The sequence below is a fragment of the Flavobacterium sp. genome, assembly GCF_965262375.1.
GTDB lineage: Bacteria > Bacteroidota > Bacteroidia > Flavobacteriales > Flavobacteriaceae > Flavobacterium.
On the sequence record NZ_OZ253527.1, the window covers coordinates 579,967 to 595,880 of the forward strand.

Annotated in this window: 17 protein-coding genes; 4 read left to right on the top strand and 13 right to left on the bottom strand. The window is 34.4% G+C overall.

The genetic code is table 11. From position 1 onward, the window contains the following. Positions 1 to 160: 160 nt before the first annotated feature. Both metG and ACQY29_RS02700 read right to left on the bottom strand, forming a co-directional pair. Positions 161 to 2,239, bottom strand: a complete 2,079-nt coding sequence (gene metG, locus ACQY29_RS02695) for a methionine--tRNA ligase (RefSeq protein WP_428223718.1) — start codon at positions 2,237 to 2,239, stop codon at positions 161 to 163. Between the two features lie 168 nt (positions 2,240 to 2,407). Then, entirely contained in the window at positions 2,408 to 3,109 is a 702-nt protein-coding gene (locus ACQY29_RS02700) for a hypothetical protein (RefSeq protein WP_428223719.1), read from the bottom strand. Positions 3,110 to 3,167: 58 nt separating this feature from the next. Between ACQY29_RS02700 and ACQY29_RS02705 the strand changes: the two genes are divergently transcribed. The 3 genes from ACQY29_RS02705 to ACQY29_RS02715 all read left to right on the top strand — a co-directional run bounded on the left by ACQY29_RS02705 (position 3,168) and on the right by ACQY29_RS02715 (position 5,378). Continuing rightward, positions 3,168 to 4,127, top strand: a complete 960-nt coding sequence (locus ACQY29_RS02705) for a S66 peptidase family protein (protein WP_428223720.1) — start codon at positions 3,168 to 3,170, stop codon at positions 4,125 to 4,127. A gap of 68 nt (positions 4,128 to 4,195) precedes the next feature. Then, entirely contained in the window at positions 4,196 to 4,555 is a 360-nt protein-coding gene (locus ACQY29_RS02710) for a YraN family protein (RefSeq protein WP_428223721.1), read from the top strand. Positions 4,556 to 4,715: 160 nt separating this feature from the next. Continuing rightward, on the top strand, positions 4,716 to 5,378 hold the full coding sequence (locus ACQY29_RS02715; protein WP_428223722.1) for an aspartate kinase: 663 nt from the start codon (positions 4,716 to 4,718) through the stop codon (positions 5,376 to 5,378). Positions 5,379 to 5,532: 154 nt separating this feature from the next. Here the strand turns inward: ACQY29_RS02715 and ACQY29_RS02720 are convergent, their stop codons facing one another. From ACQY29_RS02720 to ACQY29_RS02765, 10 genes are all read right to left on the bottom strand, one after another. Further along, positions 5,533 to 7,473: a S9 family peptidase gene (locus ACQY29_RS02720; RefSeq protein WP_428223723.1), complete on the bottom strand. Its 1,941-nt coding sequence runs from the start codon at positions 7,471 to 7,473 to the stop codon at positions 5,533 to 5,535. Between the two features lie 61 nt (positions 7,474 to 7,534). After that, positions 7,535 to 8,437 carry a DMT family transporter gene (locus ACQY29_RS02725; protein ID WP_428223724.1) on the bottom strand — a complete coding sequence of 301 codons (903 nt, stop codon included), beginning with the start codon at positions 8,435 to 8,437 and terminating at the stop codon, positions 7,535 to 7,537. 68 nt (positions 8,438 to 8,505) lie between these two features. Continuing rightward, complete coding sequence (locus tag ACQY29_RS02730; RefSeq protein WP_428223725.1) at positions 8,506 to 9,336, bottom strand: SDR family NAD(P)-dependent oxidoreductase; 831 nt, start codon at positions 9,334 to 9,336, stop codon at positions 8,506 to 8,508. A gap of 3 nt (positions 9,337 to 9,339) precedes the next feature. Beyond that, positions 9,340 to 9,687, bottom strand: a complete 348-nt coding sequence (locus tag ACQY29_RS02735) for a hypothetical protein (RefSeq protein ID WP_428223726.1) — start codon at positions 9,685 to 9,687, stop codon at positions 9,340 to 9,342. 180 nt (positions 9,688 to 9,867) lie between these two features. Continuing rightward, the gene (locus tag ACQY29_RS02740; RefSeq protein WP_428223727.1) at positions 9,868 to 10,431 is read right to left on the bottom strand and encodes a YfiT family bacillithiol transferase; all 564 of its coding nucleotides are present in this window, start codon (positions 10,429 to 10,431) and stop codon (positions 9,868 to 9,870) included. A 118-nt stretch (positions 10,432 to 10,549) separates the two neighbouring features. Beyond that, positions 10,550 to 11,104, bottom strand: a complete 555-nt coding sequence (locus tag ACQY29_RS02745) for a hypothetical protein (RefSeq protein ID WP_428223728.1) — start codon at positions 11,102 to 11,104, stop codon at positions 10,550 to 10,552. A 92-nt stretch (positions 11,105 to 11,196) separates the two neighbouring features. Then, a complete protein-coding gene (locus ACQY29_RS02750; RefSeq protein ID WP_428223729.1) occupies positions 11,197 to 11,730 on the bottom strand; it encodes a GNAT family N-acetyltransferase in 534 nt (177 codons plus the stop codon). A 240-nt stretch (positions 11,731 to 11,970) separates the two neighbouring features. Next, positions 11,971 to 12,684, bottom strand: a complete 714-nt coding sequence (locus ACQY29_RS02755) for a DUF3307 domain-containing protein (RefSeq protein ID WP_428223730.1) — start codon at positions 12,682 to 12,684, stop codon at positions 11,971 to 11,973. Then, complete coding sequence (locus ACQY29_RS02760; RefSeq protein ID WP_428223731.1) at positions 12,672 to 13,277, bottom strand: transcriptional regulator; 606 nt, start codon at positions 13,275 to 13,277, stop codon at positions 12,672 to 12,674. The genes ACQY29_RS02755 and ACQY29_RS02760 overlap by 13 nt, the downstream gene beginning before the upstream one ends. Before the next feature lie 412 nt (positions 13,278 to 13,689). Further along, positions 13,690 to 14,661 carry a putative phage abortive infection protein gene (locus ACQY29_RS02765; protein ID WP_428223732.1) on the bottom strand — a complete coding sequence of 324 codons (972 nt, stop codon included), beginning with the start codon at positions 14,659 to 14,661 and terminating at the stop codon, positions 13,690 to 13,692. Between the two features lie 378 nt (positions 14,662 to 15,039). On the opposite strand from ACQY29_RS02765, the gene ACQY29_RS02770 reads away from it, so the two are divergent. Continuing rightward, on the top strand, positions 15,040 to 15,372 hold the full coding sequence (locus ACQY29_RS02770) for a single-stranded DNA-binding protein (protein WP_428223733.1): 333 nt from the start codon (positions 15,040 to 15,042) through the stop codon (positions 15,370 to 15,372). Between the two features lie 92 nt (positions 15,373 to 15,464). On the opposite strand, the gene ACQY29_RS02775 is transcribed toward ACQY29_RS02770, so the two are convergent. Continuing rightward, complete coding sequence (locus ACQY29_RS02775; RefSeq protein WP_428223734.1) at positions 15,465 to 15,893, bottom strand: DUF3995 domain-containing protein; 429 nt, start codon at positions 15,891 to 15,893, stop codon at positions 15,465 to 15,467. Positions 15,894 to 15,914 lie beyond the last annotated feature (21 nt).

Genomic DNA, 15,914 nt, shown 5'->3' on the forward strand with positions numbered 1-15,914 from the left:
AGAATTTGTAAGTACATAATTGCACCCTTCAAATATTAGATACCCCAATTTGTTTCATTACTAATGAACTTTCTTATAAACTTGCTAAAAATATTTTCTTATAAAATAAAATAGGTTGCCAAAAAGACAACCTATTTTTAAAAATTTATTTAGTACCTAATTACCCTATCAAAGCTCCATTTTCCACTCCATCAGCTTCTGGATTTACAAAAACCAATTTACCTTCAGCATTATTTGTCAATAACAACATACCTTCACTTTCTACACCACGTAGTTTTCTTGGCGCTAAATTGACTAATACTGTAACACGTTTACCAATCACTTCTTCTGGTGTAAAATGTTCAGCAATTCCTGAAACGATGGTACGAACATCAATTCCAGTATCCACTTTTAATACCAATAATTTATCTGCTTTTGGCATTTTCTCTGCTTCGATAATGGTTCCTACACGCAAATCAATTTTTGCAAAATCATCAAAAGTTGTTGCTTCTTTTTGAGGCATAACGGTATTTTTTGTGGAAGCTATTTCTGCCTTGTTTGCAGATTTTGTAGCTTCTAATTTATCAATCTGTTTTTGAATTTCGGTGTCTTCAATTTGAGCAAACAATATTTCTGCTTGACCAATGGTATGATTCGCATCAATAATAGGCATTCCTTGACTAATCGCATTCCATTGCGCTTGCGCATCGGCAGGAATTTCTAAAATGCGCTTTAATTTAGTTGCAGTAAACGGTAAGAAAGGCTCGGAAAGTACTGCTAAAGCCGACGCAATTTGAAGCGCAACATACATTTGAGTTTTTACGCGTTCAGGGTCGGTTTTAACCATTTTCCAAGGTTCTTCGTCAGCTAAATATTTATTTCCTAAACGAGCTACATTCATCAATTCGCTCAAAGCTTCACGGAAACGGTATCTTTCAATAGAAGAAGCAATCACCGCTGGATAAGCTTTCAATTCCGTTAACGTTTGCTCGTCTACTTCAGTAAGCGCATTAGGTGTAGGGATGATGCCCTCATAATATTTATGCGTCAATACCACCACACGGTTGATGAAATTTCCGTAGATAGCCGCCAACTCATTATTGTTTCTTGCTTGAAAATCCTTCCAAGTAAAGTCATTGTCTTTTGTTTCTGGGGCATTAGCTGTTAAAGCATAACGCAATACGTCTTGTTTTTCAGGGAAATCTTGTAAATATTCGTGCAACCATACCGCCCAGTTTTTAGACGTCGATAATTTGTTGCCTTCTAAATTTAGGAATTCATTGGCTGGTACATTGTCTGGTAAAATATAATCACCATGAGCTTTTAGCATCGCAGGGAAAATCACACAATGGAAAACAATATTATCTTTTCCAATAAAATGAACCAATTTGGTATCTTGGTCTTTCCAATACGGTTCCCAATCTTTACCTTCTCTCTGAGCCCATTCTTTAGTAGATGAAATATAACCAATAGGCGCATCAAACCAAACATATAGTTTTTTACCTTCAGCACCTTCTACTGGTACATCAATACCCCAATCTAAATCACGGGTTACAGCACGAGGTTTTAAACCATCGTTTAGCCATGAACTCACTTGTCCGTACACGTTAGGTTTCCAGTCGTTTTTGTGACCTTCAATAATCCATTCTTTCAAGAATGCATCATATTGGTCTAAAGGTAGAAACCAGTGTTTGGTAGATTTTAGTATAGGAGTCGAACCAGTAATGGTAGATTTTGGGTTGATTAAATCAGTTGCATTAAGCGAGGTACCACATTTTTCACACTGGTCACCATAAGCTTCTTCATTGGCACATTTAGGACATGTACCTGTTACAAAACGGTCTGCTAAAAATTGTTGTGCTTCTTCATCAAACAATTGGTCGGTTGTTTCTTCAATAAACTTCCCTTCATCATACATTTTTTTGAAAAAAGCAGAAGCTGTTTCGTGATGAATAGCAGCTGAAGTACGTGAATAATTATCAAAGGAAATCCCGAAATCTTCAAATGATTTACGAATAATTCCATCGTATTTATCGATTACTTCCTGAGGTGTGATGCCTTCTTTTTTAGCTTTCATCGAAATAGCTACTCCGTGTTCGTCGCTTCCACAAATAAAAGCCACATCTTTACCTTGTAATCTTAAAAAACGGGCATAAATATCTGAAGGTACATAAACTCCAGCTAAATGACCAATATGTATGGGACCATTAGTGTACGGAAGTGCCGCTGTAATGGTATATCTTTTTGGATTTGCAATCATAAAATTGTTCTTTAACTATTTTGGTTACTTTTCGCTTTGAAAAGAACCTTACAATAAAGGTGCAAAAATACTATTCTATTTTGTTATAATTAAAAAAGTAAAGCGGATATACATAAAAAAACTGCGATTATAACCCAATCGCAGTTTTTTTATATCAATAAGAACCGATTAAAATTTGTAGGTAATACCTGCTTTAAAAGCCTGATTTAAATTCCCAGCTTCAATTTGCGAATGGATAGCAAGATTTTCGTTTAGAAAATAACGTGCTCCAGCTTGTACATTAGCGCTTACCCCAGATGCATATGGAGAGGTGTAATTATAATAAACACCATTGTATAATTCATTTTTATTATCATCAATTCTTAGCAAATACCCTGCAGATACCCCTGCATAAACATCAAATTTTTTCTGTAGTTTTAAAAGTTTATTAAAATGGTAATTCCCATTTGCCATAAAACCTAACACAGTTGTCTTTTGATTGACATTATAATAATAGTAGTTTGAATAGCGCCCATAATCATGTACGCGATATGAAGTTTCAAATCCCAAAGAGATGTCTTTAGTTAATCCCACATCTATACCTGCATATACAGGAAATCCCCAAGTACTTGCACCTGCTCCAGCATTTAATTGTACTTTCCCAATCCCTAAAGGGTAGTTTGAATTAGAACGGGCTTTAGTTGAAGTGGGTCTTGAAGTACTTTGCGAACTTGTTTTAGCAACTTCGGTTGTCTTTGTAGCTGTTGTAGTTGTCTTAGGTTTGCTAGTAGCGGTAGTTTTAGTTGTAGCCACAGTTTTCTTTTTAGCTGTAGTTTGAGCCGTTCCTATTAAGGATAAAGATAAAAATAAAGCAAGGTATATTCTTCTCATAATTTTTTAGCTTATGTTTGTTAAAAATTAGTTTTGCGTAAAAGTTTCAAACAAAAATATGAAATTTTATATATTTTTTCTTTTAACCTTTTGTTATTCTTATTCTCAAAAGCAAATGATTACACCTGCTTACTTACAAAAAGGCGATACGGTGGCTATAGTAGCTACTGCGCGTAAAAATGTTGATGATAATTTAAAACCCGCAATTGATTTACTTAAAAGTTGGGGATTAGAAGTAAAAATAGGTAGTTCCATTGGATTAGATTTAAACCAATTGGCCGGTACTGATGAGCAAAGAGCCAAGGATTTCCAAGACCAATTAGACAATCCGAATATTAAAATGATTTGGTGCGTACGTGGTGGTTATGGTACTGTGCGTATGATAGATTTACTAGATTTTTCAAAATTCAAACAGCATCCGAAATGGATTGTTGGGTTTAGTGATGTAACGGTATTACACAGTCATTTAAATACCATGGGATACCAATCCATTCATGGGATTATGCCTGTTACGGTGGCTAAGGCTACATCAGAAGCAAAAGAAAGCTTGCGTATAGCCTTATTTGGGAAAGAACGTTTAGAATATGATTTAGAACCTCATCCGATGAACAAATTGGGTAATGCCAAAGGCGAATTAGTGGGAGGAAACTTATCCATTTTGTACAGTTTGTTTGGTTCTCCTTCTGCCATTGACTGTAATGATAAAATACTATTTATCGAAGATTTAGATGAATACTTATATCATATCGACCGTATGATGATGAATTTGAAACGCAACGGCTGTTTAGAAAGTATTAAAGGCATCTTAGTGGGCGGAATGACAAAAATGCGCGATAACGACATCCCTTGGGGAAAAGATGCATTGCAAATTATTCAAGATGTGACGGCAAAATACAATGTTCCCATTATTTATAATTTCCCAGCGGGTCATATCAAAGACAATAGGGCTTTACCCTTTGGCAGCCAAATATCTATAAATGTAACTGCAGAATGCAGTAAAGTAGTTTTTGAATACTAGTAAGATTGTTGAATGAGGAGGCTTTACGAGTTTTTTCTAAAATCTTAAATCATTAATCGAAAATCAAAATGGCAGAACATAACGAAACGGGAAAACAAGGTGAAGCGGTTGCAGTAGAGTATCTTATTTCGAAAGGCTATGAAATAATACAAACCAACTATCAAGCTCGTAAAGCGGAAATAGACATTATTGCACGAAAAGACGATTGGTTAATCGTGGTGGAAGTCAAAACACGTTCTTCAGCAGATTTTGGAAATCCAGAGGATTTTGTAGATAAGAAAAAAATAAAATTATTGGTAAAAGCCATAGATGAATTTGTGCAAGAAACTGACATTGATTTAGATATTCGTTTTGATATTATTTCAGTAATTAAAAAAGGGAATGAATATACTATCGAGCATTTGGAAGATGCTTTTTATCATTTTTAAAGTTAAATATAACAAACAGAGTGTTTTGTAGAAGAAATTTAACCATTTACCAGAGAAAATATCTTAAATATTTAAATATATTTGCCAAATAATCAATTATATTTAAATAAATATAAGCAAAACTAAAAAACGAATTTAATGTTATTAAAATTCGTATCACATGAAAACAATTTCTTCTGTAGTTGAAAATTATATCAAGTCTAAGCCATTTCTTTTAAATGCGTTGGCACAAGGTATTATTAACCTGACTTCATTAGCTCGTGTAATGACCGAGGAACTAGAGTCAGAATTAGGTAAAGATGTAAAGCAAGGAGCTGTGATTATGGCATTGAAGCGCTTATCAGAAGATTTGAGTTTTAAAGTAAATCATAAAGTAACCAAAGTACTCAGAGGTATTGGAGAAATAACGGTACGTTCCTCCTTGAATGATTATACTTTTTTAGTTTCGGATACCATTTTTCAAAGACAAGCAGAACTGATTTCTGAGATTAACCAGCATCCAGATGCCTTTTTCACATCATCTAGAGGAGTGAATGAAACGAATATAGTTATTAGTGAATCGCTATGCGGTTTAGTTGAAAAGCATTTTAAAAATGAAAGACTGACTCAAAAATTAGAAAACCTTTCATCAATTACTGTTAAACTTCCTAAAGAAAATACAGTTACACCTGGAATCTACTACTTTATTTTTCAACGATTAGCTTGGGAAGGCATCGTAATTTATGAAGTAATATCAACCTCAAATGAGTTTACTGTTTTAGTGGATGAAGAAGTAGTTGATAAAGCTTTTAAGATCATTAAAGATTTGAAATTAACAAAATAATTACGTTTTCTCAGATAAAAATAGCCACTAATTTCAAATTCCTTTCAGGTACAATTAAACCTTGTTTTGAATTCGAAATAGTGGCGAATTATTTTTTAAAGCATTTCCAAAAACTAACAACTCTCAGAAATGCCTTGGAAATCTTTGTATTGACTTACTTCAACAAATACTCTTCCATATAACGGATGACTGCCAAGCGCTGAAAATCAACATTAGCTTTTTTGCGGAAACCATGCCCTTCATCTTTAGCTTCCAGATACCATACGGTATTGCCTTGTGCTTTTAGTTTATCGCGCATTTGCGTAGCTTCCGTAACAGGTACGCGAGGGTCGTTAGTCCCTTGAATGATGAACATTGGTTTTTTGATTTTATCGGTATTGTTCAACGGTGAAATCTTATCTAAAAATTCATACATTTTTGGGTCACGTTCATCACCATATTCCACACGACGTAAATCACGACGATACTCTTCTGTGTTTTTCAAAAACGTATTGAAATTAGAAATTCCCACCACATCTACACTACAACGAATACGGTCGGCAAAATGGAAAGCCGTAGCTAGGGTCATATACCCCCCATAACTTCCTCCCATTATCATGATGCGGTCTTTATCCAATTCTGGTTGTAGGGCAATCCAGTCCAGTAAAGCGCCAATATCTTTTACCGAGTCTTCTCTTAGAAAACCGTTGTCTTTTGCCAAATACGTTTTTCCAAAACCTGAGGAACCACGTACATTAGGAAAAATCATAGCTACCCCCATTTCATTGGTATAATAATTACTTGCGCCTAAAAAGCTTGCCAGCGATTGTCCTTCAGGCCCTCCGTGTATATTAATCATTACAGGACGTTTACCCGTAAATTTTGAAGCAACAGGATAATAAAAACCTGATATTTTTAAGCCATCAAAGCTCTTCCATTCAATCAATTTAGGTTGCGAAGCATCCGCTTTTTGAAATTCGCCTAATTCACTTTCCGTCCAACGGGTAACAGTATTTGTTTTGACATCTAAATAATACACATCACTGGTACTATCGTAGGTAGATTGTGCAAAAAAGATACCTTGACCGTCTTTTGTAAAATGCATACCTCCAAAAAGACCTATGGGCAAATTAGGGACTACTTTAAACTTTTTAGTCGCCGTATCCATCATATAAGCTTTATGCAAACCACTTTCGTTGGTAATAAAACCTAATTTAGTTTTATCTTCTGACAGTTGATAGCCTTCTACATTCCATGGGATGGATGATGAATAATAGGTGATTTTTTTGGTTTGCAAATGCATCGTAGCTAAGCGCTGAAATTCGTTATCCCTGTCGGTTGTAAACCAAATTTCATTAGGATTTTTTCCAAACGAAGCATCACCTTGTACAATACTTTTTTCTGAACGGTTGGTAATTTCAGTCAGTTTAGCTGTAGGCACATCGAGCAACCACAAATGAGATTCATTAGCCGAGATAGATTCCCCAATGATTAATTGTTTGCCATCTTCTGAAATATCCTGAATATTCCAGCCACCGCCTTTTACTTCTAAAATCAATTTGGTCGTATTGGGGTCGTTTGGATTCATATAATAAATGTCTCTATCGCCCCCGTTCCTTTTCGTAGAGGTAAAAAAGAACCCAGAACCATCCTTCTTCCAAGTTATATTTCCATTTTGCGAACGCCCTCCGTCGGTCAATAAAGTCGATTGTAAGGTTTTTAAATCTAATTTATACAATTGACCAAATTCGTTTCCACCAGCATCACGCGAATAAATAAGATAGTCTCCTTTAGTTGGTTCGTACACCGCACCTGCGATAGGTTCATCAAAGAAAGTAATTTGTTTACGTGCGCCCATGGGTTGCACCACTTTATGCAATTGATTGGTCGAGGCAAAACGAGTACTCACAATGATTTCCTTTTTGGTTGGATGCACACTGACTAAGGATGCACCTCGCGATTCGGCATATTTCTTTACCTTTTGTGCCAATTCTTTTGAAATCGGAACAATGTTTTCAGCAATTAAATTCTCGTTGGGCAAAACCAGATTTTTCTTGTCCTGTGCTTGAATTCCTATAGCACATAACAGAAGACCATTTAAAATTATTCTTTTCATATTTAGATTGATTGATTTTATACTATTGGTAGTTATTGAGTGGTAGTTTGTTACATCGTTATTACTTTTTAACACTTATCCCTTTATTCACCAAATAAATTCCGAACAATACCACCAAAATCCCTATACCGAGTACAACGGTCAAGGGTTCTCCAAAAATTATGGCTCCTAATAGTACCGCAATTAGTGGATTGATATAGGCATAAATACTACTTATTTCTGTAGGCAAATGTTGCAAGGCATAAATAAAAGCAACAAAAGTGGTTATAGAACCAAAAATGACGAGGTAAGCAATAGCCCACCACGCTTGGGCTGGAATAGCTAATATAGGAACTGAAGTACCCGTAGCACCTGTATAAGCAAAAAGCAGGATACTCGAAATCAGCATTTGGAGTCCCAAACTAAAATAAGGATTGAAATTTTTAGCTTTCTTTTTAGTGTACATACTACCTAATGCCCAAGTAATGGTTGCAGTAATAGAAAGCAGTATGCCCAATTGGAAATCCGGCTGAATCAAATCAGACAAATAATCCGAAAAAACGATACAAACTCCCACAAAGCTTACGAGTAATCCAGTTATGGATAAACGTGATAATTTTTCGCCATTAAACAAGCTAATAATCACAATCCACAAGGGGAATATAGCGCCTAAAACCGCACCCAGTCCACTGGAAATATATTTCACCCCCCAAGTACTTAGTCCGTTGCTTAATACAAAATTTAAAATTGCTAAAATAAAAATGGTGCGCCACTGCTTCCCCTTAGGCCAAGGCGTTTTTTTGAACATAAAAAAGGAAAGGTAACAAACCGCACCTATAAACTGGCGGATGGCTGCTAATTGCAAAGCGGGCATGTGCTGTACTCCTTCTTTAGAGGCTAACCAAGTAGTACCCCAAAAAAAACAAACCCACAAAAGGGCTAACATGGGCAATCCTAACGATTTTATTTTTTGTAGTGGTTTCATTTATTTAAATTTATAAACCTAAGTCGTCTTGAAGACCTGTGCGGTTTAGGATGGGTTTATAACGCTCCTTAATACAACTCGGTATTGAAAGTAACTTCTAACGTTGTGCTTATACAATCAGCCTCAATTAATTTTCCCACTTGCTGTTCCGTATGCGTAAACTCAGGCGCTTGCAAATTATTTATTTTAGCTTTTGCTGTATAATAGGTTTCTCGGCTGGGATGAAAAGGAGCGACCACATTATACGTTTGTCCAGCAGTTTTGTCATTTGTTATTAGCTTCTCTAAAACGGTTAAGCAATCTTCTAGATGAATCAAATTTATAGGAGCCAATGGATTTTCAACATTTTTACGACCCGCCAAATGTTTTACAGGATGCCTTTCGGGACCTATTAACCCACCAAAACGCACTACTGTGGTTTCAAATTGCGGTTGTGCTTGTAGTCGTTGCTCGGTAGTCCATAATTGTTTTCCGCTTTCGGTATCAGGATTGGGTTGTGTTTGCTCCGTAATCGTTGGAAAACCAACTTGGTCTGCAAAAACCGAAGTAGAGCTTACAAAAATTACTCTTGAAATTTTAGCCTCGACGATATATGGGATAATATTTTCTATTTTGGCAACAAAATTTTCAGCAGGTAATACTCTCAATTTTGGTGGAATATCAATACACAATACCGATACATTTTCTAAAAAAGCACGGAGAGTTTCTGCCTGTATTGCTTCGGCATCAGCGGTTAGCGTGATAGGAAAAGCTTGCAGTCCAGCGGACGCTAAAAGAGGCAGTTTATCTGCTGTGGTGGTCGAACCTTTTACGGTATATCCGTTGGCAACTAAACGTTTGCCTAAGGGCAATCCTAACCACCCACAACCTAATACAGCAAGGGTTTGTTGTTGTTTCATATTTTAAGATTCTCTTTTTACCAAGATGTAGGCTTCATTTTCTAATGCCATATAGCCTTGGTCATATAAAAAGTAATATACATTTCCTGTTTTAGTAGTGTACACCGAAGTACAGTAGTCAAAATCAAAACCATGTGCCACGAGTTTATTCCGGTTGACTTTGGTTTTCCCTTCAATATTCAATGCGCTAAGAATACGGTAATTTTTACGCAGTTTATTATTGATATTGCGCATCAAATTAGTACTATCTTTATTCATTTTGTTGTTATAGGTATTCCTACAACCGTCGCTACAGAATTTTTTATCCTCGCGACCCAAAATTTTCTCACCACATTCTAAACAGGCTTTCATTTTTTGTTGCTTACTTTTACTGAAATATACTTCATAAATTATATCCTTTTAACCTTGAATTTCCTCTAAAAAACACCATCATTATAACACCAATTCCCCTCAAGGAGACAATCCGTAAAAGTATGTTTTGGGTAATAAATGATTTATTAAAGGATACCAGCATAGTGAGGATTTCAAAGTTTAACGGATGATTTCATTTTCAAGACTTCCAAATTCCCCTTGGTGTGCTATAGCCTGATGAATATGCGCCAAGTGATGCGCACAATGCCAAGCATACAAGCCCAAAGCTTCAACTAGTGTATAGGTTTTCTGACTGGCGGGATGCACAAACGTTTTTTGCCATTCGTCGGGGGACAAACGCTCTAGGAAATACACCCAACGTTGATGCACGCCCTTGAGTATAGCCATGGAACTGGAAACATCTGCCGTAAGTTCATCCGACATGTTTGCCCATAAATGTTCCTCATAAGGGCGGATTACAGGATTTTCCTCGGTTAATGCCAACTTGAAACGGGTAAAACTATTCATGTGGCTGTCTGCGCAATGGTGTACCACTTGCAAAATGGCCCAACCGTCGGGACGATAGCGCCAATGCATTTGCGCAGGCGTCAAATCCTGCACACTGGTTTCCAAATGTTGTGGGAATTCACGAAGGACATCCAACCATTTTTGGATGGGTTGGGGTTGGTCATTCGGATTATATTCAAAAGTTCCTATGGGGAATTTTAGGTTTTCGAGTTGCATACTTTTAGTTTATCTCAAAGATACGCAAACTAAACCTTGGTTGTAAACCAATACTCTTAAAACATTCTTAAAGTAACGACCTAAGTATCTAAATTCAAATAAAATTCAGCCCGTTTGCTTATTCTTTTTTGAATTTTTGTATATGTTTTTGTATGGTTTGTTCGGTAGACATAATATCCAGCACCACAATTTTAAACGTTTGCTTTTTATCTTTCTCCGTCGTGTACATATTAGAATACAACAGTTGCATTAAAAAATCTGTTTTATCCTTCAACACGCCTTTTAGCTCCTCGATATTGGATAAGGAGGTAATTTTATTGTACCCAATCAAATCAATTTTAGCATTTGAAACCGATTTCCATGCATTCATTTTGATGTTGGGAATTTGAATTCCACCGCATTTCATCGCAACGTCTAATACCGTAACCTTTGGATTATTAGCATAATGAGCCAGCGAATCTACTAAGGATTTTTGCTGGGGAATATCACGTTTAATTTCTTGTTGGGTTTCCTCTAATTCACTATTAATGGTAGAAAATACTTGGTCGATATAATTCTTATCCTTTCGGTCATTATTCCAATTATCAATAAATAAAGCTATCAAAATACCCGCAATCACAGGAATGATTTCTTTGGTAAATTGTATGGTGTAATTTTTTAGTCGCTCTAGCATATAAAAAGAATTTGCAGATGGAATATTGTTTTTTGGTATGTAAATATAGGTATTCTCTTACTAACTCTGCAACTATATAAATTCAGCATGTGTTACTTATTAGGATTCAACAAACGCCAATGCTTCATCCCGTTTTCTGTTTTTTGTTCGGTGAAATTAAATTTAGTAAGTAACTTTATAGAATTTGTATTCTCAATCAAACACCTAGCCGTAATTTCTTTGACCTCATCGTTTGAAAATGCCCATTGCATCAACTCTTTCACGGCTTCTTCGGCAAAACCTTTACGTCGTTCCTCCTTGATGATTCCGTAACCAATATCGATGGTGCCTTCGGCTACATTGAACCCTTTGAATCCCAAATCGCCAATAATTTCACGCGTTTCCTTTTTGATAATCATCCAGGACTCAAAACCCGTGGGTGCTTCAACCTTTGCTAAATTAAGCACTATGCGAGGTAGAGTTTCTATAACATCCTCGTCGGGCCAACTTAGTCCTCTTTTTAAATTTAGATGCTCTACATCGCTAAAATCACTCTTTAGTAGCTTTTCACACATTTGTTGGGTATAGGGAATCAACAGTAGTCTTTCAGTTTCGAGGAAGCTTAGGTGGAGCGGTTTAACTTGCATGATATGAATTAGGTTTGTGGTAAAATTAAGGAATCATTTATGACTAGGCTCTTGATTTGGAAGTATGTTTTTAATTTTTTGAAATATTTATAAAACGGATTTCGAATACTAAATTCCATAGCATGCCTCTTTTTGAGTTTCTGTTTTCGTACCGCACTGGTTTACTTCGCTTGGTTTTTTTTTGGTGTTCAGCGATTGTAATTCATTGTTGGCTCTTTGAGCCCAACAGAATCTTAGCTCTCATGTGAGGTTTTTAAATTTTAGATATATTTCACCTATTAAAATTGCTATTCCAAAACTTAATAAAGTTCCAATCAATATATACTCAGTTAACCTAATCTCTTTATTCTCTTTTAAGTCTCCGAATCTAAAAATTGATTTAGCGGCTAATAAAAATCCAATTCCTTCCCAAAAAGATGTGATTACAAATACAAAAATGAATAGACGCTCTAGCATTCCTATGTATTTTCCAGCATCTTCAATTCCATCATTCGGTAAAGGATAGTTAAATAGTTCCATTATTTTTTTCATTAAAACTGCAGAAACATATGTAACGCTGACTAAAGCGATGAGTAATAAATAGTTTTTGGAATTAAATATTATGTTAGAATCTATTTCATAATTATGGAAGTATTTTATAAATAAAGCTATAGTGATTGAATGTAGTAATTGATCAAGGAATAAATTGCTAACCTTATTGATTTTATCTTTGATTAATATTTTTGTTATTATATCTATACTTAAATGCAGAATAGACAATACAATTGCAGGTAACAAGTATTGCTTTTCGAATTTTGTAATCATTAAAATTAATGATAAGTGGATGATTGCGTGTATGTACAAATATTTCGATTGAAATTTTTTGCTTTCGATGTCATCAACCATGTTTTTGGTTTGAAGCACGAAGTCTCCAACTAGATGAGCTAAGGTAATTTTTATTATTAGTTCAAACATTGCTGCATTTTTTTAGAATATAAATTTAGGATTTCTAATATTTCATCATAACCACCTCTTTTTAGAGCTTTATTTACTGTAGTTTTATCTTTTGATAATCTTTCAGCTATTTCCTTTTGCATTAATTCACGGTGTGTTAAAGTATAGTATATAGTTTCAGAGGTTACTGGTTTCCAATTGTTGCTAATGAAGCTTAATAATTTTAATATTGGGTTGAAATAATCGTCAAATTCATTGAATGGGCTTCTTAAAATTAAAGTGGTATTTTTAATATTTTCAAAACTTTCTCCAGAATTTATGTATGCAGTACCATAGGATTCTGTTATTTTTTTTCCTTTAAAAGTTTTCTCTCCTATACCTATTGACATTCTTACGTCTATTTTGTTGCTAGACTTTATTAATGCTTTTATACATAGTGCAATTTCTAACGCACTTTCCAAACTAACTTCAATTTGGAAACTATCACCTCTATATATTTCCCTTTTTTCGGGGTCTGATATAATCTTTGAAAAATATTCTTTAAGTTTTGGAAGCCAAATTTCAGAATTTACTTTTCTTGAATTTATTATGTCACCTGTAATTACTGCTATCATTATTTTAATGAGATTTATCCAAATATAAATAAAATTGGTCAAAAAAAGCCTTTTTTAAATAATTGCCTCTTTTTGACCAATTTTGTGTTTTTGCCAATATTATATATGGTTAGTACGTAGAGTAAATACTTAAAAAAGAACGATTGGTCTTTTTAAGCCTATTTTTACTTATTGGCTTAAAAAGACCAATTTATTAAAAATATCACATAACGTAAATCTGTAAAAAATTGCACAAACTTCCCCTAAGATAACCAAAATAGTTTTTTGAAAAATATCCTATAAATCAATTGCAATGATAATGGAAGTAGAATGGTTGCTTTCAATACTGGTTTACTTCACTTGGTTTGTTTCTTTTTGTGTTCAGGGATTGTAATTCATTGTTGGCTCTTTGAGCCCAACGAAACCTTAACTGTTATGTGAAGCTTTTGTTGTAGAAATTAATTCTTTTTTTCAAAAATTGTTCAATTTGAATTGTGATTTCATTTCCATTTATTGATGATCTTATATCTAATTGTCTTCTCACATTGAAGCGGTTAAAGTTGGAATATATAAGGTATTCTCTAACAACATATTTAAAAAGAATTTCAATTTCTTTAACACTAAATTTATCTAAACCATCAATTAAAAATTTGCCTTGAGGATTAATGTTATTGTTGATGATGATTTTTATTTCTAATTCAAATTTCTCCTTTGACTTAATGATAATTTTATATTTACTCTGTTTAAAAATCTTTTCTAACGTATCAGTATTTCTATCGTCAATTATATTTTTTAGCAGATATTTCAAATCTTTAAAAATGTGTCCTAAACCATTCTTCTCAAATTTATCTAATTTAATCCACCACTTTTTAAACTCCAATAATTCAAAATTTGATAAATGTTTTAAATAATTATATTTATTTAAATAAGGGATTGATTCGTCTCCGATTTCGGATAGTGCATTGTAGCGTATAAAAAAGAGTTCTGAGTTTGATAATTGCGCTCTTAGAATTTTAGAGTATTTTACTTTATATTTATTTGGAATATCCTCCTTATCAATTAATTTGTAGAGTTGATACAATGTTTTAAAATAAGTTGAAAATATTTCTTCATGCATATTGTAAATAAGTTCAAAATTACTCACTGCATTTCTTTTGTTTTTGGATAGTGAAAAACTTGCATTAAAAGTATTGTACAATTCCTCTTTTTTACTATCAAAAAATAATTTCCCTTTTTTTTGATATCCAAATACATCATAAAATTCAATTGCTTCAATATTTCTATTATGCAGATTTAATAGTTCATAGAAAGTATTTTCAAATTGTTGTATTTGAATTAATTCTCTATTAATTTTTGAATCATTTAGCTGACTTCTTAATGTATCAATAAGAAGAATTAAACCCACAAAAGAAAAAATAGTTCCTACAAACCACCTATAAAATCACCTATTTGTGCAAATTTTTCAAGATTAACACACCTTTCATTATAGTACAATAGTGAAAAATAGGAAAAAGTATATGTGACAAATTTTATTAAAAGATATAAACCAAGAAGGATCGAAGAAACCCAAAGAACTTTTATTAATCGACTCATTTTTTTACAAATTTCGCATAACACCCAAATATACGCATTTATTCAACAACAACCGACAACAAACATTTACATCCGACAGTAAATGTTTTACTACCGAATCCTCCTTGCGAAAGTGTGCAACTTTGTCCTGTCGAAAGTAAACAACACACTGCGACAGTCTATACACAATAACTTTAAAAATTTATACGCCATGAATGCATTACGAAACAAAGTACAGTTAATCGGTCACGTAGGTCAAGAACCTGAAATCAAAATCCTTGACGGAGGCAAAAAATTAGCCAAATTCACCTTAGCCACTAACGAGGTGTATTATAACGACCGCAAAGAAAAAGTTACCGATACCCAATGGCATCAGTTGACCGCTTGGGGCAAAACCGCCGAAGTGATTGAAGGGTTTGTAAACAAAGGCAAAGAAATCATGATTGAAGGAAAACTTACTTACCGCCACTGGGAAGATAAAAACGGAGAGAAACGTTCAAGCACGGAAATCGTAGTAAGCGAGTTGCTCTTAATGGGGAAATAAAAAACACAACCTCAAGCTACTTTTTAGCTAATCAACCACAAATGCCCATTGCCTTGAGTATTTGTGGTTGAATTATTTACTAAAAAATACACTTAAGCGGTTAACACATGCAGTACCAATAGTAGAAAAGCCATCACTGCACACAAAGGGGTGTAATACTTGCGGTCTTTTATCCCGAAAGTTGTGTGCTTAATCTTTTTAAAAAAGCCCACATACTTAAAATCGCCTATAGCACGTACCATAAATACGCCTGTAAGTATGCGCAAAGCATAGGCATCGAGCCGACTTGGAAGGTCAAAAAATAAAATATCTGATTTTTTTAAAATCAATAGGCCAAAAAGCAAAAGTATAAAGGCTACAAAGAGCGTAGGGACTTTACCTGGCATTGGGGGAATTTCATGCTCGTTCTTGCTAGGGAATACGCCAGTAGTGCCCCATGTGCCACCAAAAGCCCAGTAAAGGTGTATTGCTCCTAAAAAAGCAAAAATTGAAAACAGCAGTAATCCAAGAGAAGTGATCATATTAAGATAGTTTAGTTGTTC

Bases quoted from the DNA above. Each gene is read 5' to 3' on its own strand.
- ACQY29_RS02715 (WP_428223722.1), top strand. From the start codon at position 4,716: ATGAAAACAATTTCTTCTGTAGTTGAAAATTATATCAAGTCTAAGCCA.
- ACQY29_RS02740 (WP_428223727.1), bottom strand. From the start codon at position 10,431: ATGCAACTCGAAAACCTAAAATTCCCCATAGGAACTTTTGAATATAAT.
- ACQY29_RS02700 (WP_428223719.1), bottom strand. From the start codon at position 3,109: ATGAGAAGAATATACCTTGCTTTATTTTTATCTTTATCCTTAATAGGA.
- ACQY29_RS02735 (WP_428223726.1), bottom strand. From the start codon at position 9,687: ATGAAAGCCTGTTTAGAATGTGGTGAGAAAATTTTGGGTCGCGAGGAT.
- ACQY29_RS02705 (WP_428223720.1), top strand. From the start codon at position 3,168: ATGAAATTTTATATATTTTTTCTTTTAACCTTTTGTTATTCTTATTCT.
- ACQY29_RS02725 (WP_428223724.1), bottom strand. From the start codon at position 8,437: ATGAAACCACTACAAAAAATAAAATCGTTAGGATTGCCCATGTTAGCC.
- metG (WP_428223718.1), bottom strand. From the start codon at position 2,239: ATGATTGCAAATCCAAAAAGATATACCATTACAGCGGCACTTCCGTAC.
- ACQY29_RS02750 (WP_428223729.1), bottom strand. From the start codon at position 11,730: ATGCAAGTTAAACCGCTCCACCTAAGCTTCCTCGAAACTGAAAGACTA.
- ACQY29_RS02760 (WP_428223731.1), bottom strand. From the start codon at position 13,277: ATGATAGCAGTAATTACAGGTGACATAATAAATTCAAGAAAAGTAAAT.
- ACQY29_RS02745 (WP_428223728.1), bottom strand. From the start codon at position 11,104: ATGCTAGAGCGACTAAAAAATTACACCATACAATTTACCAAAGAAATC.
- ACQY29_RS02720 (WP_428223723.1), bottom strand. From the start codon at position 7,473: ATGAAAAGAATAATTTTAAATGGTCTTCTGTTATGTGCTATAGGAATT.
- ACQY29_RS02730 (WP_428223725.1), bottom strand. From the start codon at position 9,336: ATGAAACAACAACAAACCCTTGCTGTATTAGGTTGTGGGTGGTTAGGA.
- ACQY29_RS02755 (WP_428223730.1), bottom strand. From the start codon at position 12,684: ATGTTTGAACTAATAATAAAAATTACCTTAGCTCATCTAGTTGGAGAC.
- ACQY29_RS02710 (WP_428223721.1), top strand. From the start codon at position 4,196: ATGGCAGAACATAACGAAACGGGAAAACAAGGTGAAGCGGTTGCAGTA.
- ACQY29_RS02770 (WP_428223733.1), top strand. From the start codon at position 15,040: ATGAATGCATTACGAAACAAAGTACAGTTAATCGGTCACGTAGGTCAA.
- ACQY29_RS02775 (WP_428223734.1), bottom strand. From the start codon at position 15,893: ATGATCACTTCTCTTGGATTACTGCTGTTTTCAATTTTTGCTTTTTTA.